This is a genomic window from Polaromonas sp. P1_F6, from assembly GCF_056405695.1.
The window spans coordinates 144,049-165,095 of record NZ_JBFUBQ010000006.1; the positions used below are offsets into that span (position 1 = coordinate 144,049).

The window sequence follows — 21,047 nt, forward strand, 5'->3', positions numbered from 1 at the left end:
CCAATTTTTTCACAAGAGGGTAGGGATTCGTTTCATGAAAGTTGTTAATTTTTCAAAGGGCGGCCGTTTTCTGGCCGCTTTATTTCTGGGTCTGGCCGCCTCGGCCGCTTCGGCCGACATCGTGCTCGGCCACTCGGGTGACCTCTCTGGCAATAGCGCCGCACTGACGACCGACTATGTGCGCGGCATGAACGCGTACTTTGATGACATCAACAAAAAAGGCGGCGTTCGCGGCGAGAAGATCAAACTCGTCAGCCTGGACGACGGCTTTAATCCCGACAAGACGGCCGAGAACACCAAGGCCCTGATCGAAACCCAGAACGCCGTAGCGCTGGTGGGCTATCGCGGCACGGCCAACATGCTGAAGATTGTGCCCCTGGTGCAGGCGGCCGGCATTGCAGAGATCGGCAACACCAGCGGCGCAAAGTCGCTGCGTGAACCGTATGTGTCCAACCTGTTCCACGTGCGCGCCAGCACCACCGACGAGATCGAAGCGGCGGTCAACCACGCGTGGACCATCGGCATCAAGAAAATCGGCGTGATGTACCAGGACGACGCTTTCGGCAAGGAAGGCCTGGAAGCCCTGAACGCCGCCATGCAAAAGCGCGGCGCAACGGCTGCTGCCGTGGCCCCGGTGCCGCGCGGCACGGTTGACGTTGCCAAAGCTGCCGAGGTGATTGCCGCGGCGCAGCCGCAAGCCGTGATTTTGATCGGGCAGGCCAAGCCCAATGCGGCGTTCATCCAGGCTTTTCGCGCCAAGGGCGTGACCGCCCAGTTCATGGTGCTCAGCGTGTCGTCCGGGCTGCATGCCGAGCTCAAGGATGCGGCAGCCGGCGTGATTGCCTCGCAGGTCGTGCCTTACCCGTTTACCGAGCTGGGCAACGCCGTCGTGCGTGAATACCAGACCGTCATCTCGTCCAACGGCGACAAGAAATTCAGCTACAACAGCATGGAAGGTTTCCTGAACGCCAAGCTGGTGGTGCGCGCGCTGCAAAAAACGCCGGCGCCGGTCACGCGCGCCAAACTCATCAGCACGCTCGAAACATTCACCAATGAAGACCTGGGCGGCTTTGCGTTGACTTACAGCAAGCAAAGCAATCTGGGTTCGCGCTTCGTGAATCTGACAATGATTCGCGCCGACGGCACCTTCGCCCGTTAGGCGCTTTCTTTACGCCGCCGGCGGCGGCGTCTTCGGTTCAAAGTCGCACCACGGTGCCACCGCGCATTGCCAGCACTGGGGCTTGCGCGCAATGCACACATAGCGTCCGTGCAGTATCAGCCAGTGGTGCGCATCCACCATGTATTCGGCAGGCACGCGCTTGAGCAGGCCCAGCTCGACTTCCAGCGGGTTTTTGCCGGGCGCCAGGCCTGTGCGGTTGCTCACGCGAAAGATGTGCGTGTCCACCGCCATCGTGGCCTCGCCAAATGCCGAGTTCAGCACCACGTTGGCCGTCTTGCGGCCTACGCCGGGCAGGGCCTGCAGTGCTTCGCGGCTGCGCGGTACTTTGCCGCCATGCTGCTCTACCAGAATCTGGCACGCTGCCAGCAGGTTTTTGGCCTTGGTCCGGTACAGCCCGATGGTGCGGATGTAAGACTCCAGGCGTTCCAGCCCCAGGTCAATGATGGCCTGCGGCGTGTTGGCCACCGGAAAAAGCTTGCGCGTCGCCTTGTTCACACCCACGTCGGTGGCCTGCGCGCTCAACAGCACGGCGGCCAGCAGCTCAAACACGCTGGTGTATTCCAGCTCGGTCACAGGCATCGGGTTGGCCGCCTTCAGCGTGGCAAAAAATGGGGCGATGTCTTCTTTTTTCATGCCTCGCAGTGTATCGGCGCGCGAAGGCCGGCGCGCGCAAACACCTGTCCGTGCAGCAAGATGCCGATAAACAAAAACGGGAAAATGGGGAAATGGGGAAATGGGGAAATGGGGCAGGGCGCTCAGGCCGCCATGCGCGGCACGTCCCACACCGAGCTGGACGGCGCACCGGCCCGGTCCAGCTGGTCGCGCATCGTCTGCCATATGGCGTTGCAGTTGTCGGGCGTGGCAACGCCCCCGACGACATACTCCAGCTGCGCAGCCTTTGCCATCTCCTGCATGCGCTGGTGGGTCGCGGTGTCGCGGGCAACCCCCACCAGCACCGGCTTCGCAGGCAGGCCGTCGCAGGCGGCGATCATGCGGTCCATCAGCGCATTGTCAAACTTGGCCGCGCCGCAAAAGAGCATCACAAAATGCGGCCACTCCGGAAGGAAAGCCCGGCGAAGCCCGTGCGTCAGGCCGTTGCGCGCCACGGCAATCAGCCGGCATGGGTAGCCGCCTTCCATGAAGTCGACATACTCGCTGCTGCCGTCAAAGTCTGTCTCGCCGGCAAAGCGCCGTTTTGCGACCACCCCGCCCGTCTTTTGGGCCAGCCAGCCCACCATGTCGAAAGCCTCGGTGCCGCTGGCCGAGCAGATGCCCATGCGGTGAAAGGCTTCGGGGTCTGCGAGTGCCTGCGCCTGGGCAAGTTGCATGGGTGCCGACAGGCGGCGAAGCACCGAGGAGGGCGAATACTGTTTGCCCTTTTCAAGTTGCTCCCGCAGGGCCATGACCCGGCGGCCGAAATAAACCGCCGACTCGGTGGCCTGCGACATCGCCATGGACCACGGTGTCGGCAAAAGCCGCCGCCCCTTGCTGGTGTGCAATGTATGGGGTGAATGGTGGCGCGGGTCGTGTTGCACAACATGCTGCAGCAAGTCCCGCACTGCCGCCGAAGGCCCTTCGACCCAATGCACAAACCAGCCGCTTTGGTAATGCAGCACTACGTGCAGACCGAGGGGCGTGTTGTGGCGCAGCGACTCCGTGCGGATGTTTTCCATCTGCGCGAAGATGCCTTCCCGCATGTTGCACATGCTCGCCGTCACCACGCGCTCAACCTCCGTCTCTCCTGGAGCGGCGACATATGGCGCTACGTTGGGCGCCGCGTCCGGCGCTGCGTTGTTGGTCATGAATGCATCCTGCCTTACAACCGAAACGCACGTCAATCCTTTGGCATTGAAACCAAATGTGAACGAGACAGAAGTAGTAGTCCGGAGAGCCATGGTCCTACACAGGGGACCCAAATGGGTACGTGGTGACGCAGTTACCATGCAAGCCTTCCCGGCAACAGGCCGTGACAGCCAGGCCTGCTACGGGTGACTACTGTTGCCCGCAAACCATGAACTCACCTAGCATCACCCGCATGATCCCCATGAAACTTCACACACCTTTGCGTATTCTGGTTGCCGCGTTCACGGCAGTATTGCTGGCCAGTTGTGCCGCAGCGCCCGGCGCTACCGCGCCATCGCAAGCCGCTGCACCGCGGCCCAAACTCGTTGTCTTCCTGGTAGTAGACGGGCTGCCGCAGCGCCAGGTGCTGGACTACCGCGACCAGCTCGCGCCCGATGGCCTGGCACGCTTCCTTGACCGCGGCGCCTGGTTCGCCAACGCGCATTACGGCCATGCTTTCACCGTCACCGCGGCCGGCCACGCAACCATGCTCACAGGCGCTTATCCGCATCGCACCGGCATCATTGGCAACGACTGGCGCGACCCCATCACCGCAGAGCCGGTGTATTGCACGGGCGACACCACGGCCACTTACATCGGCCACCAGACCAATGCGCTCGACGGCACCAGCCCGAAGAACCTCAAGGTGGAAACGGTGGGCGACGTGCTGCGGCGGGTAGACAGCCGCTCAAAAGTGATCGGCATCTCCGGCAAAGACCGCGGCGCCATCCTGCCCGCCGGCAAAACCGGCACGGCCTATATGTACATGGGTGCCACAGGGCAGTTTGCGTCCAGCACGCACTACATGGCCGCGCATCCGGGCTGGGTCAATGCCTTTAACGGCCAGAAGCTGGCCGACCGTTACTTCAAGACCGAATGGAAAGCCCTGCTGCCCGAGGCCGCCTATGCGCGCTCTGTGCCCGACCAGCAAAAATGGTTTGGCCCCGCCGGTGGCGGTTTGCCAGCCATGTACGGCGCGCCCGACGACACGGCGCCCGGACCGCGGTTTTACAGCTCGCTGCTGCGTGGTCCTTTTGTCGATGCCATGTCGCTGGAGTTTGCCCGCGCGGCCATTGCCGGCGAGCAGCTGGGGCAGGACGACATTCCCGACATCCTGTCGGTCAGCCTGTCGGGCCACGACTACGTGAACCACGCCTACAGCGCCGAGTCACGGCTGTCGCACGACCACCTGCTGCAACTCGACCGCATGCTGCAGGCCTTCTTCCAGGACCTGGACGCCCGCGTCGGCAAAGACAACTACCTCGTCATGCTGACGGCCGACCACGGCTTCATGCCGTCACCTGACTACCTCGCCAGCCAGGGCCGTGAGGCCGGTCGCGTCAACAGCAGTCAGGTGCTGTGGCGCGTCAACACCGGCCTGGAAAAACGGTTTGGCGAAGGCAAATGGACGGCGGGATTCTCCGGCTCCAGCTTGCTGTTCGACAAAAAACTCATCGCGCAAAAGCAGGCAGACCCGAATGCCCTGGCAGAAGAAGCCCGCACGCTGCTGCTGGCAGAGCCCGGCTTTGCTGCGGCCTATACCCGTCGCGAACTGGCAAGCGCAAGCCGTGCCGGTGCGCCATTTTTTGATCAGATCCGAAAATCCTGGCACGCCGATGTGTCGGGCGACGTGCAGTATTCACTCAAGCCCGGCTGGATGTTCGGCAACACGGTCGCCACCCACGGCTCACCGCATCCGTATGACACGCAAGTGCCCATCCTGATGTACGGCCCCGCCTGGATAAAGCCCGGCCGCATCGATGCGCGGGTGGAAGTGGTGGACATCGCGCCCACGCTGTCGCGCCTGCTGCGCATTGCGCCGCCTTCCGCGGCCGAGGGCAAGTTGCTGCCGCTACAGGGGTTGTGATTACGGTGAAGGCCTCCGGTAAGGGGCGGTTGTTGATTTTTTGGTTGTGCTTCTTGTTGAGAGCTACTGGCCGGGGGTTGCCCGGCATGCAACTCACTTTCTTTTGCTTCGCCAAAAGAAAGTAAGCAAAGAAAAGGCGACCCTGGTTCCTGCGTCCCTTCGCTTCGCTGCGGGCAACCTGCGGTGCTCGGTCCAGCCGGGGTCAAAAACAACTCGCCTGCGGCTCAAACAAGTTTTTGCCCTGATCCGTCTGGCCCTCCGCTCCTCGGCGCATCCACAAGGGCCAATCGGGAAGGGGGAACGGGGGACCGAATACCAAAGACAATACCAACCCCCGGCCAGCAAGCCTCAGCAGAAAACGCCCAGGCCGGAGCAAGACCCGGCGCTACAGCGCCCGCACGGGCACGCAGAGCCAGCAACTGAAGGTGCCGGTCTTCGGGTCCATCACGAAGTCTTCTTCATACAGCTCCAGGGCCGGCTTGTTCTCTGGCTGGTAGCCGCTTTGCGGCAGCCACTCGGCGAACATGTGCGTCCAGGCTTCGTGCACTTCGTTGCCCGGCTTGCCGGTAAAACGGCCGCAGGCATAACGCCCGCCGCCAAAGTTTTGCACGCCTGTCTCGCCTTGCGGTTTGAAAGCCTCGTTCACCTCAATGCATGCGTCGTAGCGGCATTTTTCGGCCGGCGTGATCTCGGGGTTGTCCTGGCTGATGCCGTACATCCTGGGGCGCGGGTTCATGTGGCCGTGCTGGCCGCACCAGGCGACAAAGCGTTGCCACAGCTGCGCCACGCCGTCGCCGTAAGGGCCGGTGTTGCGCATGTAAGCCAGGCGCATGGCAGGAATGGTCTTCAGTTCAATGTGCATGCTCAAACCTCTTTCAGATAAAACCGGCCCCACGGGCCAGAGGGTTCTATCTTTAAACAATGCCATGAGGGAGTCTTGATTCATCTTGTGATTGCCTTGATGAATCTTGCTAAGTTCACGCTGCTGGCGCGCTGCCCAGTCGCGCCAGCCGCCGCGCCGCCAGGCCGTGGGCGTTGTGCCGAAATGGGCGCGAAAGGCACGGCTGAAAACCTCGGCCGACGCAAAGCCCGTGTCGAGCGCGATTTGTAGCGCGGTCTGCGGTGTAAAAATGAGTTGCTGGGCTGCCGACTCCAGCCGCAGGCGGCGCACGCAGTCAGCCAGGGTTTCACCCGTGACCGCCTGAAACACGCGGTGAAAGTGCCAGGGCGAAAAGTGAGCCACATCGGCCAGCGCTTGCAAGTCCAGCGTGCCGGCCAGGTTGGCGCTGACGTGGTCTACCACCCGGTTGATGCGGGCGATATACGTGCGGCGGGCCGCGGGGTCAAGGCCGGGCTCCGTCATGGAAGTTCAGCCACGAATTTTTCAGCCTGCGCCAGCATGCCGCGGCGTATGGCGGTGAACACCGCCTTGGGGAAATCTGCCGGCAACTGCGCGGCCACGCGCTCCAGCGCGTACGGCACCTGCAGCACCAGCGCCACCATCTGGTCGAAGGCGCCCGGCACACCGCTTTGCCGCGCCAGCGCTTCCCATTGGCGGGTGCGGATTTCGTGCAAATGGTAGTGCGCGTTTTTGCTGCGCAAGGCCATGGCCAGTTTGGCGCGGCGTGGGCTGATCTGGTTGGGCCCGTTGCCGATGATGGGCCAGGCTGACAGCACGTCGTACAGCGGCGTCATGCGAAAGCTGCCGCCGCGCTCCAGAAAGATCGAAAAATTCTTGGCATGGCCGTCAGTGGCGGCCATGATCCAGAAGGCCAGCTGGACCTGCGCGAAATGCAGAAGATCGGCGCGGGCATTGCTGCTTCCGCTCAGCAAGTCCAGCCCTGTGCGAATGCCTGGGCCGCCGTCGCTTTCATACTTGAGGTCACCGGGCGTCCCGGTGGCTTGGCAGAAATCCTCTTGCGGCAGGCGGGCGATCCATTGGCCGCCGTCCATCCAGCGCCTGTCAAAGCGCTCCACGATCAGCACCTTGCGCCGGCCGAAGCGGCCCATTTGTGTGGGCGCGACCTCAAACCCCAGTTCACCCAGCAGGGCGGCGCAGAGCCATTCGTTTTCCACCGAGTCCGACATGTCGGCGCGCATATTGCCGACCAGGCCCAGCGGTAGTTTGAAGATGTGCGTGGTGGGTGTAGAGCCCGACGGCAGGTGCCAACGCTGGCCAATGCGCAGCAGCGCTGTCTTTTCCTGAGCGCCGGCAATGGATATCCGGAAATCGTCCGCCAGCGAGGTGCCTTCCACACCGTCCCCGGTTACGTCACCCAGCAGCGTCTCCACCTGGCTGTCGGTCAGTGCCGTGCTGTCGATGCGGTCGTGCGGCGATGGCTGCTGGCCCTGTGGCAGCAGCTGCAGCGCGCCCACGCAATCCCGGCCGATGGCAGCCAGCAGGTCTGCGGCGCGGGTTGAAGAAGTCCCAAAGCGGCGGCGCAGCCGTTCGCGGATGCGGCTGCTGTCGGGTAACAGGTTGTCAAAGTAGTGCTCTACCTTGGGGCCCATCACATCGCCGCCCCCGGCCGGCATGGGCAGTGAAACCGACAGCGGCCGCGCATGGGGCGACTGCGGCCAGCTTTGGTCATAACGAAAACCCGGCGTGCCGGTTCGCGTCCAGAACCACAGGCCCACATGCTGGCCGTTCATCCACACGTCAAGATCGGCAAATGCCATGGGCCACCTTTTTAAACTGTTTCGTCATGCTTTCCCAAGCGCTTTCCCCGGTTACCAATCGGCTGTGGGGCTGTTCGCGGTGGGGGCGGGTGGGGTGTCAGTCTCGGCATACCGCCGCAAGTCTGCCAGCAGCAGTCGCGCGTCCAGCGCATGCAGCACCTGAAGCAACTGGTCGAGGCTCACCGCACCGGGGTTTTTTTCAATATCGGCCATGCGGACCTGCTTGACGCCTATGCGCTCACCCAACGCGGTCTGCGTCAGCCCGCGTGCCTTGCGCAGCGATTTCAAATGCACTGACAGCTGTGCTGATGTCTGAACGGGAAAGGTTTGAAGCGTGCTCATGGATACCGCCTTTGAGTGATATTTGCACAATATCGTTGTTAGACAATATTGTCAAGATATCGCTCAAGGGCGATCAGATGGCCAGACTTGTACCGTCCCCGCCAGCATCCCGTGTTTTGCGAAGCCTGTGGCCTGTCAACAGTCCCTAGGCCGCCTTGCGTATGGTGCCCTGCGCCGCCGCGCACAAGGTACGCTCTTGCCCGCGCAGCACAAAAATATCGCATCGGCATACCGCCTGGGTCTTGCCACTGCCCACCACCGTGGCTACGGCCAGCAGGCGGTCGGCATCTTTGGCCGGCCGCAGGTAGTTGATCTTGAACTCTGACGTGACAGAGTCGCCCAGTACCGAGCCGCCCGCAAACGTCAGTGCGTTGTCCGCCAAATAGGACAATACACCGCCATGCACAAAGCCGTGCTGTTGCAAGAGGCCGGGCACCACAGGCACCGACAGCTCCGCGCCGCCGGGCGCAAAGGCATCCAGCTGCGCGTTCAGCATCGCGCTGAAGGGCTGTTGGCCCAGCACCTGACGGCCCCAGGCCAGCAAGTCAGCGGGCATGCTGGCTGCGCGAAAACGGCGGGGTCAAGCGCCTGCCGCCCGACACCAGCCAGCGCAGCAGGCGTATGTAGGCCGGCCAGGGCACCTGCCGTGGCTCGTTGCCCAGCGAGAGCTGCGCCTGCGACAGCACGTCTTCCACGCAAACATCGTGCAGGGGGCCAATCACCAGCGGCCACAAGAGCAGGCCAGTGCCGCGTGTGTTCATCTCAATGCGGTGCTCCAGCACGCAATGCGCAGGCGTGGCCTCAAGCACCTCAAAACCGTGCCAGCCGTCAAAACCCGCCGGCGCGGTCAGGCGAAACCGCACCGACTGGCCCGGCGTATAGGCTTCCACCACATAGCGGATAGGCCCATGCCCACCGATGGCTCCCACCGCCAGCGGCCTGTCGAACTTCAGGCGCGGCCATGCCTTTCCGGGCCACAGCGTATCGGCCGATGAGCCCAGCGAATCAATCAGCGCGCCCACCTGCTCCGGGCTGGCGTGCAGCAGACGTTGATGAACATTGACGACTTTCATGCAGCTACTCCTTGTTGAAATCGGGAAGGTGTTTCAGGGGGCCATGGCCATCCAGGCCGCGTGTTCCAGTGCGGCCCGCACCTTGGGCGCAACGGCCGGGGTGGGCTGGCTGACCCAGCCCTGCGTAAGCGACATCGCGGGCGAAAACATCAGCGCCATCCACAGGTGAAAAGGCATGGCCCGCATCTCGCCGGCCTCCACCTGCTGCGCCACCCAGGCCCTCAGCGTGGCAAAGGCCTGCTCATTGGCCGCGTCGATCTCGGCGCCGCCTGCCATGTCGCCGCCGCGCCGCAGCGTGTGCAGCAGCCGTGCCTGGTCGGGGTGTTGCAGCACCCACTGGATGTACGCGCGCATCAGGCCCTTGACGCCGGCCTGGGCAGAGGCCTTGCCGCTGATGGGCTGCATCAGCGCCGCATGGAAATCGCGCAGCGTGTGCGCATACAGCGCATCGGCCAGTTGTGCCTTGGTGGGAAAGTGGTGGTACAGGCTGCCGTTGCTCACGCCCGCCTCCTGGCGAACCATGTCCATCGACGCGGCCGTGAAGCCGTGCGCCAGGAACACCTTGGTGGCGGCGTCCAGCAGGCGCTCCCGGGTGGAGAGGGCGGCAGCGGCAGGGGGTGTGGCAGAACTCATGACTAGAGTATTACTCTAGATTGATACTCTGTCAACTTCCCTGCGACCGCAGGGCAACCGGCGGTCCAGGCCGCAGGAAACCTGCGCGCAAATTGGCGACAATACAAAACAGAAAGCGAGACCCCCATGCCACTGCAATTTGCCGACCGCCTCAACAACGTTGAAACCTCCGCCATCCGCGAACTCTTTAAATTGCTGGGCAAGCCCGGCATTGTCAGCTTTGCCGGCGGTTTTCCGGACCCCGCCATGTTCGACGTGGCCGGCATCCAGGAGGCCAGCAACAAGGCCCTGAACGAAGAACCCGGCGGTACGCTGCAATATGGCGCCACCGAAGGCTACGGCCCGCTGCGCGAACAGCTGGCCGCGTTCATGGCCACCAAGGGCGCCAAAGACGTCGCCCCCGAAAACCTCATCGTTACCACCGGCAGCCAGCAGGCGCTTGATTTGCTCGGCAAAACCATGATCTCCCCCGGCGACAAGGTCATCGTCGAAGGCCCCACCTTCCTGGCCACCATCCAGTGTTTTCGCCTGTACGGCGCAGAACTCATCAGCGCGCCGATTGACGCCCATGGCGTCAAGACCGACGAGCTCGAACAACTCATCGCCCAGCACAAGCCCAAGTTTGTCTACCTGATTCCCACTTTCGGCAACCCCAGCGGCGCGCTGCTCAGCCTGGAGCGCCGCAAGAAGGTGCTGGAGATGGCCGTTAAATACCAGACGCTGATCGTCGAAGACGACCCGTATGGCGACCTCTACTTTGGTGAGGCGCCGCCACCCTCACTGCTGGCCTTGAGCGCCGGCGTGCCCGGCAGCCGCGAGCTGCTGGCGCATTGCGGTTCACTCAGCAAGGTGCTGAGCCCCGGCCTGCGCGTGGGCTGGATGATCGCCCCCGCCGAACTGCTGGCCAAAGCCACCATGTGCAAACAGTTCAGCGACGCCCACACCAGCACCTTCGCCCAGGCCACCGCCGCGCAATACCTCAAGGCCGGCCGCATGCCCGCCACGCTGACCCATGTGCGCAAGGTATACGGCGAGCGCGCCAACGCCATGGGCGCCGCGCTCAAGCGCGAGCTCGGCGACGCCATTGAATTCACCCAGCCGCAAGGCGGCTTGTTCTTCTGGGCACGCCTGACGGGCGCGGGCGGCAAAAGCAAAGACGCCGGCGAGTTCGCCAAAAAAGCCATTGAGCAGCTCGTGGCCTTTGTGCCCGGCGCGCCGTTCTACGCCAGCAACCCGGACCTGGCCACACTGCGGCTGAGCTTTGCCACCGCGGATGTGACGAAGATTGAAGAGGGTGTGGGGCGGTTGGGCAAGGCGTTATAAAGCGCGGGCCTTTCAAAACCTCTCATTTAGAACTCCCTTTTCTTTTTTCTTCGAAAGCTTTTCATGCGCCTTGTCCGCTTCGCCCTGCCTGTCTGCATGGCCCTTTTTCTTGTCGCTTGCGGCGCCACTTCCGCTGTAAAACTTTCTCCCAAATTGGCAGTGCAGGCGCCTGAGACCACCGGTTTCCGGTTTGTGGATGACCGTGCCGCTGAAACGCGTATCTCCAGGGCTGTAGACAACAATGGCGGCATCAACAACTATTTTGGTGACGACAACCTCTCGCCGGACGCACCAGCACTCATGAAGGCCTGGCTGCACAACAACCTGGCAGCCGAACTACAGGGAAGGAAGATCACCTTGAGCGAGTTTGTCGTCAACGTATACGCTCCCCCTGTCACGTTGAACCAGGCCGGCCTTGCAGCGGCTGGCGGTGGCATATTCACGGCTTTGTTGATCAAGGGCATTGAAAGCTCAAGAAGCGAAAAAGTCGTGCACATCAGCATCCAGGGCATGGTCGATGCCGAGCCATTCATCGCCATCGGCGCTGAGCGATTCCAGGGGCGGGTCTCGGACGACAACGTGCAAACCACACTGGTCGCCACGCTGGACAAGGTGGTTACCGACGTTCGCCGCGCGGCCGCCGTCAAATAGCAGTTGGAGCCCATGGGTTGAGCAAATTGGCCATCTGCGTGTCGTTGTAGCCGCAGAGAGCCTCGCGCGATTGATCGATTAAGAAAACAAAAAAGGCGCTTATGAGTGACTACCAGCCGGATTCTTTCACCAACCCCGGGCCACAAGGCGGCGGTATGAACGCAGACGCTTACCCCGCGCCACCCCAATTGCATTGGGCTTTGGTGCTGCTGTTTACGCTCCTCACGCTTGGGGTCTTCATGATCGCCTGGATGTTCGTCCAATCCACCTGGGTGCGAAAAATCAATCCGGCGTCGAATGCGACGATCCAATTCGTCATTTATGTGCCGCTGGCCATCTTTGCCCAGATACTGTTTGAAGGCTCAGACAACCTCAAGGGGGTTGGTTTTCTTTTGATGCTCGTGTCGTATGTGATTTTCTATTTCGGGGCTTATTCCATCCGCAGGTCCATGCTGAATCACTACAACAGCGTTGAACCCATGCAGCTTGAGCTTTCAGCGGCCATGACTTTCCTCTTCAGCACCTTCTATTTGCAGTACCACATGACCCGTATTGCGCAATGGAAATCTGCTTCCAAGTTGGCCATATAGCAGCTCCCGGGCCCGTTTACCTTCATGACTCCTGCCGACGCGCACAGCGCTCCCCACGCCAGCATTTCCCCCGCCGTCCGGCGCTCCATCCTTCTTCTTTCCTTCGGCACCTTTGCCAGCATGATGGCCCAGCGCATTTGTGACGCCATGCTGCCTGAGTTGTCGCGTGTGTTTGCCGTCAGCCTGGCCCAGGCCGCGCAGGTCGTGTCGATATTTGCCATGACGTATGGCGCGTCGCAGCTTTTTTACGGACCATTGGGCGACAGGCTGGGCAAGTTTCGCGTCGTCACTTTTGCCACGCTGGGCTGCAGCATCGGCAGCCTGCTGGCCGTGTTTGCGCACAGCCTTGATGCGCTGCTGTTTGCCCGCATGCTGATGGCGCTGGGCGCCGCGGCGCTGATTCCGCTGGGCATGGCCTGGGTGGGCGACAACGTGCCCGCCGACCAGCTGCAGGAAATGCTCACGCGCACCGGCCTGGGCAGCACGCTGGGCATTGTGGGCGGCCAGCTGATTGGCGGCCTGCTGACCGATGCTTTGGGCTGGCGCTGGGCCTTTGTTTTCATGACCGTGCTGTTTGCCGTGGTCGGCACGCTGATGTACCTTGACCTGCGCCGCCAGAATGCCGCACAGCGCGCCGAGGGCAAAGACCCGGCCGCCGCACCCCGCCAACCCGTGCAGCGCACCCATTTCGTCACGCAGGCGCTGGAAATCATTACCGGCCGATGGTCACGCGTCGTATTGATCATGGCGGTGATAGAAGGCGCCGCCGGCTTTGGCGTGCTGGCCATCTGGGCTTCGCACCTGCACCATGCCCAGGGCCTGTCGCTCTCGGTGTCAGGCGCCATCGTGGCGCTGTTTGGCCTGGGCGGCGTCGGGTACATGGCCGCAGGCCGCCCGCTGATCCGCCGCTTCGGCCAGCACGGTTTGGTGATTCTGGGCGGCGCGATGGTCGGCATCAGCGCCCTGGTGCTGGCCTACACCCCGCACTGGGCCCCGGCCATTCCTGCCAGCCTGGTGGGTGGGTTTGGTTTTTTCATGTTCCACAACGTCATGCAGGCCAATGCGACGCAGATGGCGCCGCATGCGCGGGGCACGGCCGTCTCAATGTTTGCCTCTTTCCTGTTCCTGGGGCAGTCGATTGGTGTGGTGCTGGCAGCCAGCCTGATTGACCGCATTGGGAGCAGCGCGGTGGTGGCGCTCGGTGGGGCGGTGATGGCGGCGGAGGGGGTTTACTTTGCCTGGGTGCTGAGAAGGCGAGACAGCAAGTCATCTCTTCAAGTCAAATAGACTCTGGAGAACTTCAATTGAAAGTATCGAATATGACCAACTCGTTTCTCAGTACTGGACTCGTCACACTGATGGTGCTCGGTTTTACGCCTGCGGCTCATGCCCAACTAGCGGTTGCTTCAGGAAACTATGAGAACGATCTCGGCCAGTTGTATGGCGCAGCTCAATCGTTGGGAGCCATCAAAGACCTGTGCGCTGAAGAATTTCCTGAGCACAAGGCAAAAAATGAAGCCGCTTACGCCGCTTGGCGGACAAGGTCAGCGCCCCTTCTGCAAGAAGTGGAAAGCAATATGTCGGCCATGATTGAGCGGGAGACCAAAGGTGATCGCGCGAAGGCCGACGCGGTTCGCGCGCAGCTCGATCGAAGGATTGTTGACTTCAAGGCTAATCAGAGGCGCACTGTGTTTTCGAGCGACCCCGCGCGGGCCCGAGAGCGTTGCGCCGCCTATCCCGCGCTTATTACTTCTCCAACCTGGGACTTTGAGAAATCCATGGCGGGGCAGGTTGCCACCATGCGCAAAGGCCCGGTGAAGCCTTAGTAGGCGGGCTAAGAAGGCGGTATGAGCACATGGCATCGCCCCCGCTGATACGCCGCTTCGACCAGCACGGCCTGGTGATTCTGGGCGGCGCGATGCTCGGTATCTGCGCCCTGGTGCTGGCCTACACCCCGCACTGGGCCCCGGCCATTCCGGCCAGCTTGGTGGGCGGGTTCGGTTTTTTCATGTTCCACAACGTCATGCAGGCTAATGCGACGCAGATGGCGCCCCATGCGCGCGGCACGGCCGTCTCGCTGTTTGCTTCTTTCCTGTTCCTGGGCCAGTCCATTGGCGTGGTGCTGGCTGCCAGTTTGATTGACCGCATTGGGAGCAGTGCGGTGGTGATGCTTGGCGGGGTGGTGATGGCGGTGGAGGGGGTTACTTTGCCTGGGCGCTGAGGCGAGGTTCAAAGTTGTAAATGCCGAAAGCATTGATAACTGTGTATTTATACAGTATTATTGTCGCATATGCTCCGGCATGTGCATGCAGTTTTTAATTTTGGGATCTAAGTTATGGACCCTCGTGTAATTGAATTGCAATGCATCATGCCCATTGGCAATGTGCAGTCAGTACTTCAGCATGGGCTGCTCTCTTACGAAAGAGCTGCTCTTCTCCAGCATCATTCAATTGCTTTGCAGCCGGTTCAGGACAAACGCGATCAGACGCAGGTACCTAGAGGGCTTCGATTGCACCAGTACGCTAATCTCTATTTTCATGCGCGCAATCCGATGCTTTATAAAAGACTCGGTGAAGCGGATGAAATTTGCGTTTTAAAGATCGCAAGGGAAGTGCTTGATATTCAGGGAACGGTAATTAGTGACCAAAATGCCGCCAGTGATTACGTCCGATTTCTTGCCCCATCTCAATGGCAACTGCTTGATTTCGAATCTATTTTTGCCAGGGACTGGCGAGATGTCGACAAGATTCGATACTGGCAAAAAAAATCAAAAAAATGCGCTGAAGTGCTTGTACCCCACCGCGTACCTCCTCACCTCATTAGAGGTGCCTATGTCGCCAGTCAGACGGCAAATACGCGTTTTTCGGCCTTAGGGGTAGCCATCGCGTCAACTATCGACGCTGATATGTTTTTCGGATAAGGATAGACCTATGTTTAAAGCTCTTATAGGAGATATGTTTGAAAGCCGTGCGCACACGTTGGTTAACACTGTTAATTGCGTGGGTGTGATGGGGAAGGGTGTCGCACAGGAATTCAAAAAACGGTTCCCAGACATGTTTGATGACTATCTGAGGCGTTGTGACTTGAAGCAAGTTCACCTAGGTGAGCCTTATATCTACAAAGATCTTTCTGGACTCAGTATTCTTAATTTTCCGACAAAAGGACATTGGCGCTCTTCGTCTCGCCTATCGGACATAGAAAGCGGTTTAGATTATCTTGTCAAACATTATTCGGAGTGGGGGCTAGAGTCGCTCGCTATGCCTCCCTTAGGTTGTGGAAATGGCGGTCTGGAATGGTCAGAGGTTGGCCCCCTGATCTATAGAAAATTGAACGGACTTCCAATTGACATTGAACTCTATGCTCCGTATGGCACCACAAAGAATGAACTCAGTACGGATTTTCTTAGCGCGTCAACACAGATGACCCTCGAGGGGAAGGGGCGTCAAGCTGATAAGTTGAATCCGGATTGGATCGTGCTTATGGAGGTTTTGAAGGAGTTGGCTGCGCAGCCGTATGCAAATCCTGTAGGACGTACTATTTTCCAAAAGATTTGCTATGTTGTTACGGAGATGGGAGTAACTACCGGATTCAAATTTGACAAAGGTAGCTACGGTCCATTCTCGAATGATGTGAGTAGAGCGCTGCATGTTTTTGCGAACAAAAACTGGGTTCAGGAAGAGCAGCTTGGGCGCATGGTCGCTCTTAAAGTCGCACCGCAGTATGAAAGAGAGCGTGGCGCCTACCTCTCGCAGATTAAGCAATATGACAAGAAAATCTCTAAGGCCGTTGATTTGTTCAGTCGAATTAAATCTACAGAGCAGGCCGAAGAGATGTTGACAGTCCTGTTTGCGAGTCGACAACTGAAGCTGGCTCATCCTAATGAGGAAATAGCTGAGCAACGGCTCTATGACTATATTCTTGAATGGAAGAAAAGTTGGAGCACCCAAGAGAAGAGCCAAGCAGTTGCACATGCGATCCGAAGCCTGGTTATGTTGGGGTGGATGAAGCTAACGCTGAGCGAATCTCTTACGCCTATCGATTGATTTTTATAGAACTATGAACTGTTGATTGTTCGTAGACCGTGCTAAGTAGTAAGGCTTGCCTAGGCGGCCGTAACGTAGTTGTCATTGGGCATTTGCGTCTCGGCATGTTCTAAGTTCAAGAGGAGTGGCAAATGGCGGAGTCAAACATCGAATGGACAGAGCACACCTGGAATCCGGTGACTGGATGTACAAAACTATCACCTGGTTGCAAACATTGTTACGCTGAGACAATGTCTCGACGTCTCGAGGCGATGGGCGCAACAGGCTATGAAAGAGGTTTCAAGTTGACTCTTCATCCTGAACGTCTCGATCATCCACGACGACGAAAAATACCGACGACCTATTTCGTGAATTCAATGTCTGATCTTTTCCATGAAGAGGTTCCAGATGAATTTATCGACCAAGTTATTGAAGTTTGTCGCAGCACTCCGCAGCACACCTACCAAATTCTTACCAAGCGAGCTGAGAGGCTTCCAGAATTTTTCGCTAAACGTTCCTGCCCTATCAATGTCTGGCTAGGCGTCTCTGTGGAAGACAGAAAGTACGGAGTTCCTCGTATTGCTCAACTAAGGAAGGTAAAAGCTGCGATACGGTTTTTGTCGGTAGAGCCGTTACTAGAGGATGTGGGGAAACTCAATTTAAAAGACATTCATTGGGTGATTGTTGGAGGCGAAAGCGGCGCGAAGGCTAGACCGATGAAGCCTGCATGGGCCGACAACGTGCGTCAACAAGCTATTGCGCAAAACGTTGCTTTTTTCTTTAAGCAATGGGGCGCTTGGGGTGCTGATGGGGTTCGAAGAGCCAAGAAAATAAATGGCCGCGAACTTGCTGGACGACGGTGGGATGATTTCCCAGTACCGGTAAGTGCTATTTGACGGCTAGAAATCGAGTTCCATATTTTTGCTTTTTGCGACCTCACCCCAAAGTCGCTTTGCTAAATCGTGGCGCGCAAAAAATACCAATCGATAAATAGCATGATTTGTGTTGTTATGGATAAGTGGCATTTCTTGGCTGAATTGAAATCCTAGGTTCTGTATCAACCCACACCAATAGTTAAAGAAAGCCACTGGCAAGGCAGACTTACTGGTGCCTTGAAGCTTTTCCCTCCAGCCGGGAGCGACTTCGTCAAACCGCGCCCTGTCAGGGTCTAACTCAAAGTCAATATTGCGATGTAAGTCCATTGTGGAGAAATGAACTGCGATATCCACATTTTTTAGTTTCGCAAGTTCTTGAATGATGCTAAATGAAAGGTACTTCAAGTTATAAGGGTCGAGATAAGCGAGACAGAGCGAGCCTTTCTGAACTTGAGAGACCATCTCAGTGATTGTTCTCACGGCAGGACCTTCGAAACTCTCAACCGGGGCACCTAAAGTTCTAAGTCGAGTTGCGCATGCCTGCGACCGATCACTTGCTAAATCTCCGATAAGTAGTTTCGTATAGGGTGTGCCATAGTGAGCAGCTTGTCGCCAAGCAACCACCACGCCGCCATCACGTGTGAACGACTCTCCCTCCACTTGAATTCTGCCGGGTCCACAAAATGGATCGATGAATACTAGATGCGGCCATTTCTTCATAGCTTCCCGCGCTGCACCAATGTACTTAGCAAGCAGAACATGCTTTTGCCCCGGAACCCACTTTCCAACACCTTTGTTGTCTGGACCTCGTTCAATTACCAAGTCTGCCCTGCAATCTAAATGCACTTCAAGTTCAAACTTGCTTTTCATTGTGTTCTTTCGTTATTTTTTCATTCTGTGCTTAATTTCTAAGTTTTTAAAGCTTTCTAAGAAGCAGTAGATGCGCCAAGCCGGCCTCTTGTTTTATGAATAGGAAGTTACTCATTTAGATGAGATGTGCGTGGTGCCATCGTCGGCTTGCATATCCAGCGTCTGTAAATCAGCTGCAGAACGATCTGGTCTTCACCCCGTCTTCACCACCGTCACAAACTCCGTCCCGCTCTCGGGCAGCCACACTTCCCCAGGCCGACCCAATATCTGCCGCACGCTCGCCGCAGAACGCGGCATGGTGATCACCTCAAACTTCTCCGTCGCCGGGTCAAAGCGCAAGAGGGCGTTGCTGCTCCACTCTGAGGCCCAGACGATGTCTTTGTGATCCACATACACGGCATAAACATGTGGCTCGGTGCCGGGGGCTTTCCACGCGCGCCAGCTGCTGGGGCCTGTGCCCAATGCGGGGTCGTGCATTGAGAGGTTGCCGCTGTTCCATTCCGATACCCAGATGCGGCCCCTGCTGTCTGACCAGACGCGGCGAGCGCCCTGGCGCGGGGTGGGGGGCTCGACGATGCGTGATTCGCCTGTCTTGCGGTCTAGTTGCGCGATGAAGGAGCCGGCCAGCGAGCACCACCACACATCGCCTTTGGGTGTGGCGCAGATGCCGTAGGGGCCGCGTCCGCGGGGGGACTCTTTCACGGTGACGGTGCCGGCGCGCACCTCTACCTTGCCGACGTAGCCGCTTTGGCCGGTGAACCAGAGGTTGCCGTCGCCGTCGAAGGCGCAGGTGTTGAGGTTGGCGTACGGTGTGCCGGCGGGCAGGGGGAAGACTTTGACTTCGCGCGTAGGCCAGGCCACGCGGGCAATCGCGTTTTGCCCGCCGTCGGTCAGCCAGGCTGCGCCGTCGGGCCCGGCAATGACGCCGTGGGGTGATGAGCCGCTGCCCAAAGCCACCAGGTCTGACTTGCCGGTGCGTGGGTCAAACCAGCCGAGGTGGCCGCTGCGCTGGGCCGAGAACCACACGCCGCCGTCGGGTGCGGGTGCGATGTCGTGAATGCCGGTGAAGGTGCGGGCGTTGAGCGGCCACGATTGCAGGCGCACGGTGCCGGGTGTTTGCGCATGGGTGGCGGCCGGCAAACTGAAACCGGCCAGAGCCGCCAAACTGGGCAGGGCCACCAACGCGGTGCGCCGGTTGATCTGGGTTGCGTCTGATTGTTGAGGAGCGTGGGATGAAGCGGGTGTCTGCAATGCCATGGCAAAACCTCCTGCGCATCTTGCTGCATGCGCTGAACACGGTGAACGGCGGTGAAGGGGTGTGTCTCTGGCATTTTGGCGGCAATGGGCGCCGCCATCAAGCTCACTTTTCTGTACTCAACTCATGCACGCGGTCTGCATTGGTGGTGCTGCGGGCGCCCTTGAGGTGCATCTCTACGTTGGTGGCCTTGTCGCCTACGGCGGCGATGGCTTCACGGAGCTGGTCGTTGGTTACGTCCAGCTTCTTCATCCACTGTTCGGTGCCGGGTTTGTCGTTCAGGTTGATGCGGTCGGGCTGTACGCCTGGCTGCTGGTGGGTACTCGTCATGGTGGTCCGCTCCTTTCCAGCTAAGGTAAAAGACCACATTAACGCGCTCAGAACCATACGTTTGTAGGCCATTGCCGACATCAGCAAGGGGTGAATGCAGGTCGCATCGTCGGCCAATAACCGCTATGCGGCCATTGCCGACGGGAAATGGCGGAAAAGTGGCGGAGAAATGACGGGAAGACGCCGCTTGCTGCTGCGGCGGCGCCGCCCTTGCTGCGCCTACTTGCCGGCCTGCGAGACGAGCACGGGCTTTTCGCGGTAGACCTCGGGCATCACGGTTTTCAGGTTGGCAATCTTGGGCAGGTCAAACCTTGCGATGTAAGGCTGGTTGGGGTGAAGGGTGGCGTAGTCCTGGTGGTAGGCCTCTGCGGGGTAGAAGGCGGCGAGCGGCGTCAGCTGCGTCACGATCTTGTTCGGGAAGGCCTTGGCGGCGTCGAGCTGGGCGATGTAGCTTTCGGTCACCTTCTTTTGCTCAGCGTCTTTGTAGAACACGGCAGAGCGGTATTGCGTGCCGCTGTCGGGGCCCTGGCGGTTGAGCGTGGTGGGGTCGTGCGCCACCGAAAAGTAAATCTGCAGCAGCTTGCCGTAGCTGATCTTTTTCGGGTCGTAGGTGATTTGCACAGCCTCGGCGTGGCCGGTGCGGCCTGAGCCGATCTGCTCGTAGGTGGCAGTCGCTTTGTCGCCGCCTGAATAGCCCGAGACAGCGTTGAGCACGCCGTCGGTGTGCTGAAACACGGCCTGCACGCCCCAGAAGCAGCCGCCGGCAAACACGGCGGTGGCGGTGCCTGCCTGCGCGGTGGCCGTGGCGTCAACCGCAGGTGCGGGCAGCTTCACGGCTTTTTCTTCCGCGGCGCGGGCGTTGGTGCCCATGCCGCTGCCAATGAATGCCCACGCGGCCAATGCCACAGCACCCAGGGTGAAAAGGTATTTGTTCATTTTTATGCTGCCTTGAAGTTAAGGGCCACGCCGTTCATGCAATAGCGCAGGCCGGTGGGTTTGGGGCCGTCGTCAAACACATGGCCCAGGTGCCCGCCGCAGCGGCGGCACAGCACTTCGGTGCGTTTCATGAAGAGGGTGGTGTCGGTTTCTTCCACCACGGCGTTGCTCATGGCTTGCCAGAAGCTGGGCCAGCCGGTGCCGCTGTCGAACTTGGTGGCGGATGAAAACAGCGGCAGGTCGCAACCGGCGCAACTGAAAACGCCGGCGCGCTTTTCTTTATTGAGCGGGCTGGTGAAGGGCGTTTCAGTGCCGGCCTTGCGCAGCACGCGGTACTGGTCGGGCCGCAGCAGCTTTTGCCATTCGGCCTCGGTGCGGGTGACTTCATAAGCGCGCGCGGCCGCGTGGGCGGGTGCGGACGCCAGCAGCCCGCGCAGGCCGGCGGCCATGGCGGCGGAGAGGGCGCCCAGTTGGAGCAGGGAGTTTCTGCGGGTCATCATGCTTTGGCCTCTTTCGGTTGGTTGTTGTATTGCTTGCCGTGAACAGGCGGCATGAAGGTTGGTCGGTGTGGCGCGGCGT

The 21,047-nt window shown here is 59.7% G+C and carries 24 protein-coding genes; 11 read left to right on the forward strand and 13 right to left on the reverse strand.

Translation table 11 applies throughout. The features are described from left to right. Window positions 1-34: 34 nt before the first annotated feature. Window positions 35-1,159, forward strand: coding sequence for an ABC transporter substrate-binding protein (locus AC1DY9_RS17410; protein ID WP_477667146.1), 1,125 nt, complete (start codon window positions 35-37; stop codon window positions 1,157-1,159). Window positions 1,160-1,168: 9 nt separating this feature from the next. On the opposite strand, the gene nth is transcribed toward AC1DY9_RS17410, so the two are convergent. Both nth and AC1DY9_RS17420 read right to left on the reverse strand, forming a co-directional pair. Then, entirely contained in the window at window positions 1,169-1,813 is a 645-nt protein-coding gene (gene nth, locus AC1DY9_RS17415; RefSeq protein WP_477667147.1) for an endonuclease III, read from the reverse strand. Between the two features lie 122 nt (window positions 1,814-1,935). Beyond that, window positions 1,936-2,982 carry a BLUF domain-containing protein gene (locus tag AC1DY9_RS17420; RefSeq protein WP_477667148.1) on the reverse strand — a complete coding sequence of 349 codons (1,047 nt, stop codon included), beginning with the start codon at window positions 2,980-2,982 and terminating at the stop codon, window positions 1,936-1,938. A gap of 242 nt (window positions 2,983-3,224) precedes the next feature. On the opposite strand from AC1DY9_RS17420, the gene AC1DY9_RS17425 reads away from it, so the two are divergent. After that, on the forward strand, window positions 3,225-4,889 hold the full coding sequence (locus AC1DY9_RS17425; RefSeq protein WP_477667149.1) for an alkaline phosphatase family protein: 1,665 nt from the start codon (window positions 3,225-3,227) through the stop codon (window positions 4,887-4,889). Window positions 4,890-5,274: 385 nt separating this feature from the next. On the opposite strand, the gene AC1DY9_RS17430 is transcribed toward AC1DY9_RS17425, so the two are convergent. The 6 genes from AC1DY9_RS17430 to AC1DY9_RS17455 form a co-directional block, all read right to left on the reverse strand. Beyond that, complete coding sequence (locus tag AC1DY9_RS17430) at window positions 5,275-6,252, reverse strand: AraC family transcriptional regulator (protein WP_457278764.1); 978 nt, start codon at window positions 6,250-6,252, stop codon at window positions 5,275-5,277. Beyond that, the gene (locus AC1DY9_RS17435; RefSeq protein ID WP_477667150.1) at window positions 6,249-7,568 is read right to left on the reverse strand and encodes a type II toxin-antitoxin system HipA family toxin; all 1,320 of its coding nucleotides are present in this window, start codon (window positions 7,566-7,568) and stop codon (window positions 6,249-6,251) included. Before AC1DY9_RS17435 ends, AC1DY9_RS17430 begins: the two co-directional genes overlap by 4 nt. Window positions 7,569-7,619: 51 nt before the next feature. Beyond that, complete coding sequence (locus tag AC1DY9_RS17440; RefSeq protein ID WP_457278762.1) at window positions 7,620-7,910, reverse strand: helix-turn-helix domain-containing protein; 291 nt, start codon at window positions 7,908-7,910, stop codon at window positions 7,620-7,622. Window positions 7,911-8,055: 145 nt separating this feature from the next. Next, window positions 8,056-8,466: a PaaI family thioesterase gene (locus tag AC1DY9_RS17445; RefSeq protein WP_457278761.1), complete on the reverse strand. Its 411-nt coding sequence runs from the start codon at window positions 8,464-8,466 to the stop codon at window positions 8,056-8,058. After that, the gene (locus tag AC1DY9_RS17450) at window positions 8,456-8,983 is read right to left on the reverse strand and encodes an SRPBCC family protein (protein WP_477667151.1); all 528 of its coding nucleotides are present in this window, start codon (window positions 8,981-8,983) and stop codon (window positions 8,456-8,458) included. The genes AC1DY9_RS17445 and AC1DY9_RS17450 overlap by 11 nt, the downstream gene beginning before the upstream one ends. Window positions 8,984-9,016: 33 nt before the next feature. Then, entirely contained in the window at window positions 9,017-9,616 is a 600-nt protein-coding gene (locus AC1DY9_RS17455; protein ID WP_457278759.1) for a TetR/AcrR family transcriptional regulator, read from the reverse strand. A 132-nt stretch (window positions 9,617-9,748) separates the two neighbouring features. On the opposite strand from AC1DY9_RS17455, the gene AC1DY9_RS17460 reads away from it, so the two are divergent. From AC1DY9_RS17460 to AC1DY9_RS17500, 9 genes are all read left to right on the forward strand, one after another. Continuing rightward, the gene (locus AC1DY9_RS17460; protein ID WP_477667251.1) at window positions 9,749-10,939 is read left to right on the forward strand and encodes an aminotransferase-like domain-containing protein; all 1,191 of its coding nucleotides are present in this window, start codon (window positions 9,749-9,751) and stop codon (window positions 10,937-10,939) included. Window positions 10,940-11,002: 63 nt separating this feature from the next. Next, window positions 11,003-11,590: a hypothetical protein gene (locus tag AC1DY9_RS17465; RefSeq protein ID WP_477667152.1), complete on the forward strand. Its 588-nt coding sequence runs from the start codon at window positions 11,003-11,005 to the stop codon at window positions 11,588-11,590. Between the two features lie 101 nt (window positions 11,591-11,691). Further along, a complete protein-coding gene (locus AC1DY9_RS17470; RefSeq protein WP_477667153.1) occupies window positions 11,692-12,180 on the forward strand; it encodes a hypothetical protein in 489 nt (162 codons plus the stop codon). Window positions 12,181-12,204: 24 nt separating this feature from the next. Further along, window positions 12,205-13,467 (forward strand): MFS transporter, encoded by a 1,263-nt coding sequence (locus tag AC1DY9_RS17475; RefSeq protein ID WP_477667154.1) that lies wholly within the window; start codon window positions 12,205-12,207, stop codon window positions 13,465-13,467. Between the two features lie 32 nt (window positions 13,468-13,499). After that, window positions 13,500-14,006: a hypothetical protein gene (locus tag AC1DY9_RS17480; RefSeq protein ID WP_477667155.1), complete on the forward strand. Its 507-nt coding sequence runs from the start codon at window positions 13,500-13,502 to the stop codon at window positions 14,004-14,006. 29 nt (window positions 14,007-14,035) lie between these two features. Continuing rightward, complete coding sequence (locus tag AC1DY9_RS17485; protein ID WP_477667156.1) at window positions 14,036-14,401, forward strand: MFS transporter; 366 nt, start codon at window positions 14,036-14,038, stop codon at window positions 14,399-14,401. Window positions 14,402-14,515: 114 nt separating this feature from the next. Continuing rightward, entirely contained in the window at window positions 14,516-15,100 is a 585-nt protein-coding gene (locus tag AC1DY9_RS17490) for a DUF4433 domain-containing protein (protein WP_477667157.1), read from the forward strand. A gap of 10 nt (window positions 15,101-15,110) precedes the next feature. Further along, entirely contained in the window at window positions 15,111-16,223 is a 1,113-nt protein-coding gene (gene darG / locus AC1DY9_RS17495) for a type II toxin-antitoxin system antitoxin DNA ADP-ribosyl glycohydrolase DarG (RefSeq protein ID WP_477667158.1), read from the forward strand. 131 nt (window positions 16,224-16,354) lie between these two features. Next, window positions 16,355-17,098: a phage Gp37/Gp68 family protein gene (locus AC1DY9_RS17500; protein WP_477667159.1), complete on the forward strand. Its 744-nt coding sequence runs from the start codon at window positions 16,355-16,357 to the stop codon at window positions 17,096-17,098. Between the two features lie 3 nt (window positions 17,099-17,101). Here AC1DY9_RS17500 and tcmP read toward each other — a convergent pair whose 3' ends face one another. From tcmP to msrB, 5 genes are all read right to left on the reverse strand, one after another. Further along, a complete protein-coding gene (gene tcmP, locus AC1DY9_RS17505) occupies window positions 17,102-17,947 on the reverse strand; it encodes a three-Cys-motif partner protein TcmP (RefSeq protein WP_477667160.1) in 846 nt (281 codons plus the stop codon). Window positions 17,948-18,139: 192 nt separating this feature from the next. Continuing rightward, on the reverse strand, window positions 18,140-19,204 hold the full coding sequence (locus AC1DY9_RS17510; RefSeq protein ID WP_477667161.1) for a Vgb family protein: 1,065 nt from the start codon (window positions 19,202-19,204) through the stop codon (window positions 18,140-18,142). A gap of 103 nt (window positions 19,205-19,307) precedes the next feature. Further along, window positions 19,308-19,532, reverse strand: a complete 225-nt coding sequence (locus tag AC1DY9_RS17515; RefSeq protein WP_477667162.1) for a DUF3606 domain-containing protein — start codon at window positions 19,530-19,532, stop codon at window positions 19,308-19,310. A gap of 219 nt (window positions 19,533-19,751) precedes the next feature. Next, window positions 19,752-20,468 (reverse strand): peptide-methionine (S)-S-oxide reductase MsrA, encoded by a 717-nt coding sequence (msrA, locus tag AC1DY9_RS17520; RefSeq protein ID WP_477667163.1) that lies wholly within the window; start codon window positions 20,466-20,468, stop codon window positions 19,752-19,754. A gap of 2 nt (window positions 20,469-20,470) precedes the next feature. After that, window positions 20,471-20,968, reverse strand: a complete 498-nt coding sequence (gene msrB, locus AC1DY9_RS17525; RefSeq protein WP_477667164.1) for a peptide-methionine (R)-S-oxide reductase MsrB — start codon at window positions 20,966-20,968, stop codon at window positions 20,471-20,473. Window positions 20,969-21,047: the final 79 nt, after the last annotated feature.

What these genes read in the sequence shown, in the direction of transcription:
- AC1DY9_RS17410 (WP_477667146.1), top strand. Translation starts at nt 35, where the DNA reads ATGAAAGTTGTTAATTTTTCAAAGGGCGGCCGTTTTCTGGCCGCTTTA.
- AC1DY9_RS17450 (WP_477667151.1), bottom strand. Translation starts at nt 8,983, where the DNA reads ATGAAAGTCGTCAATGTTCATCAACGTCTGCTGCACGCCAGCCCGGAG.
- AC1DY9_RS17510 (WP_477667161.1), bottom strand. Translation starts at nt 19,204, where the DNA reads ATGGCATTGCAGACACCCGCTTCATCCCACGCTCCTCAACAATCAGAC.
- AC1DY9_RS17515 (WP_477667162.1), bottom strand. Translation starts at nt 19,532, where the DNA reads ATGACGAGTACCCACCAGCAGCCAGGCGTACAGCCCGACCGCATCAAC.
- AC1DY9_RS17425 (WP_477667149.1), top strand. Translation starts at nt 3,225, where the DNA reads ATGAAACTTCACACACCTTTGCGTATTCTGGTTGCCGCGTTCACGGCA.
- nth (WP_477667147.1), bottom strand. Translation starts at nt 1,813, where the DNA reads ATGAAAAAAGAAGACATCGCCCCATTTTTTGCCACGCTGAAGGCGGCC.
- AC1DY9_RS17430 (WP_457278764.1), bottom strand. Translation starts at nt 6,252, where the DNA reads ATGACGGAGCCCGGCCTTGACCCCGCGGCCCGCCGCACGTATATCGCC.
- msrA (WP_477667163.1), bottom strand. Translation starts at nt 20,468, where the DNA reads ATGAACAAATACCTTTTCACCCTGGGTGCTGTGGCATTGGCCGCGTGG.
- AC1DY9_RS17455 (WP_457278759.1), bottom strand. Translation starts at nt 9,616, where the DNA reads ATGAGTTCTGCCACACCCCCTGCCGCTGCCGCCCTCTCCACCCGGGAG.
- AC1DY9_RS17445 (WP_457278761.1), bottom strand. Translation starts at nt 8,466, where the DNA reads ATGCCCGCTGACTTGCTGGCCTGGGGCCGTCAGGTGCTGGGCCAACAG.
- AC1DY9_RS17490 (WP_477667157.1), top strand. Translation starts at nt 14,516, where the DNA reads ATGGACCCTCGTGTAATTGAATTGCAATGCATCATGCCCATTGGCAAT.
- AC1DY9_RS17435 (WP_477667150.1), bottom strand. Translation starts at nt 7,568, where the DNA reads ATGGCATTTGCCGATCTTGACGTGTGGATGAACGGCCAGCATGTGGGC.
- AC1DY9_RS17475 (WP_477667154.1), top strand. Translation starts at nt 12,205, where the DNA reads ATGACTCCTGCCGACGCGCACAGCGCTCCCCACGCCAGCATTTCCCCC.
- AC1DY9_RS17500 (WP_477667159.1), top strand. Translation starts at nt 16,355, where the DNA reads ATGGCGGAGTCAAACATCGAATGGACAGAGCACACCTGGAATCCGGTG.
- tcmP (WP_477667160.1), bottom strand. Translation starts at nt 17,947, where the DNA reads ATGAAAAGCAAGTTTGAACTTGAAGTGCATTTAGATTGCAGGGCAGAC.
- AC1DY9_RS17440 (WP_457278762.1), bottom strand. Translation starts at nt 7,910, where the DNA reads ATGAGCACGCTTCAAACCTTTCCCGTTCAGACATCAGCACAGCTGTCA.
- AC1DY9_RS17480 (WP_477667155.1), top strand. Translation starts at nt 13,500, where the DNA reads ATGACCAACTCGTTTCTCAGTACTGGACTCGTCACACTGATGGTGCTC.
- msrB (WP_477667164.1), bottom strand. Translation starts at nt 20,968, where the DNA reads ATGATGACCCGCAGAAACTCCCTGCTCCAACTGGGCGCCCTCTCCGCC.
- AC1DY9_RS17420 (WP_477667148.1), bottom strand. Translation starts at nt 2,982, where the DNA reads ATGACCAACAACGCAGCGCCGGACGCGGCGCCCAACGTAGCGCCATAT.
- darG (WP_477667158.1), top strand. Translation starts at nt 15,111, where the DNA reads ATGTTTAAAGCTCTTATAGGAGATATGTTTGAAAGCCGTGCGCACACG.
- AC1DY9_RS17485 (WP_477667156.1), top strand. Translation starts at nt 14,036, where the DNA reads ATGGCATCGCCCCCGCTGATACGCCGCTTCGACCAGCACGGCCTGGTG.
- AC1DY9_RS17470 (WP_477667153.1), top strand. Translation starts at nt 11,692, where the DNA reads ATGAGTGACTACCAGCCGGATTCTTTCACCAACCCCGGGCCACAAGGC.
- AC1DY9_RS17465 (WP_477667152.1), top strand. Translation starts at nt 11,003, where the DNA reads ATGCGCCTTGTCCGCTTCGCCCTGCCTGTCTGCATGGCCCTTTTTCTT.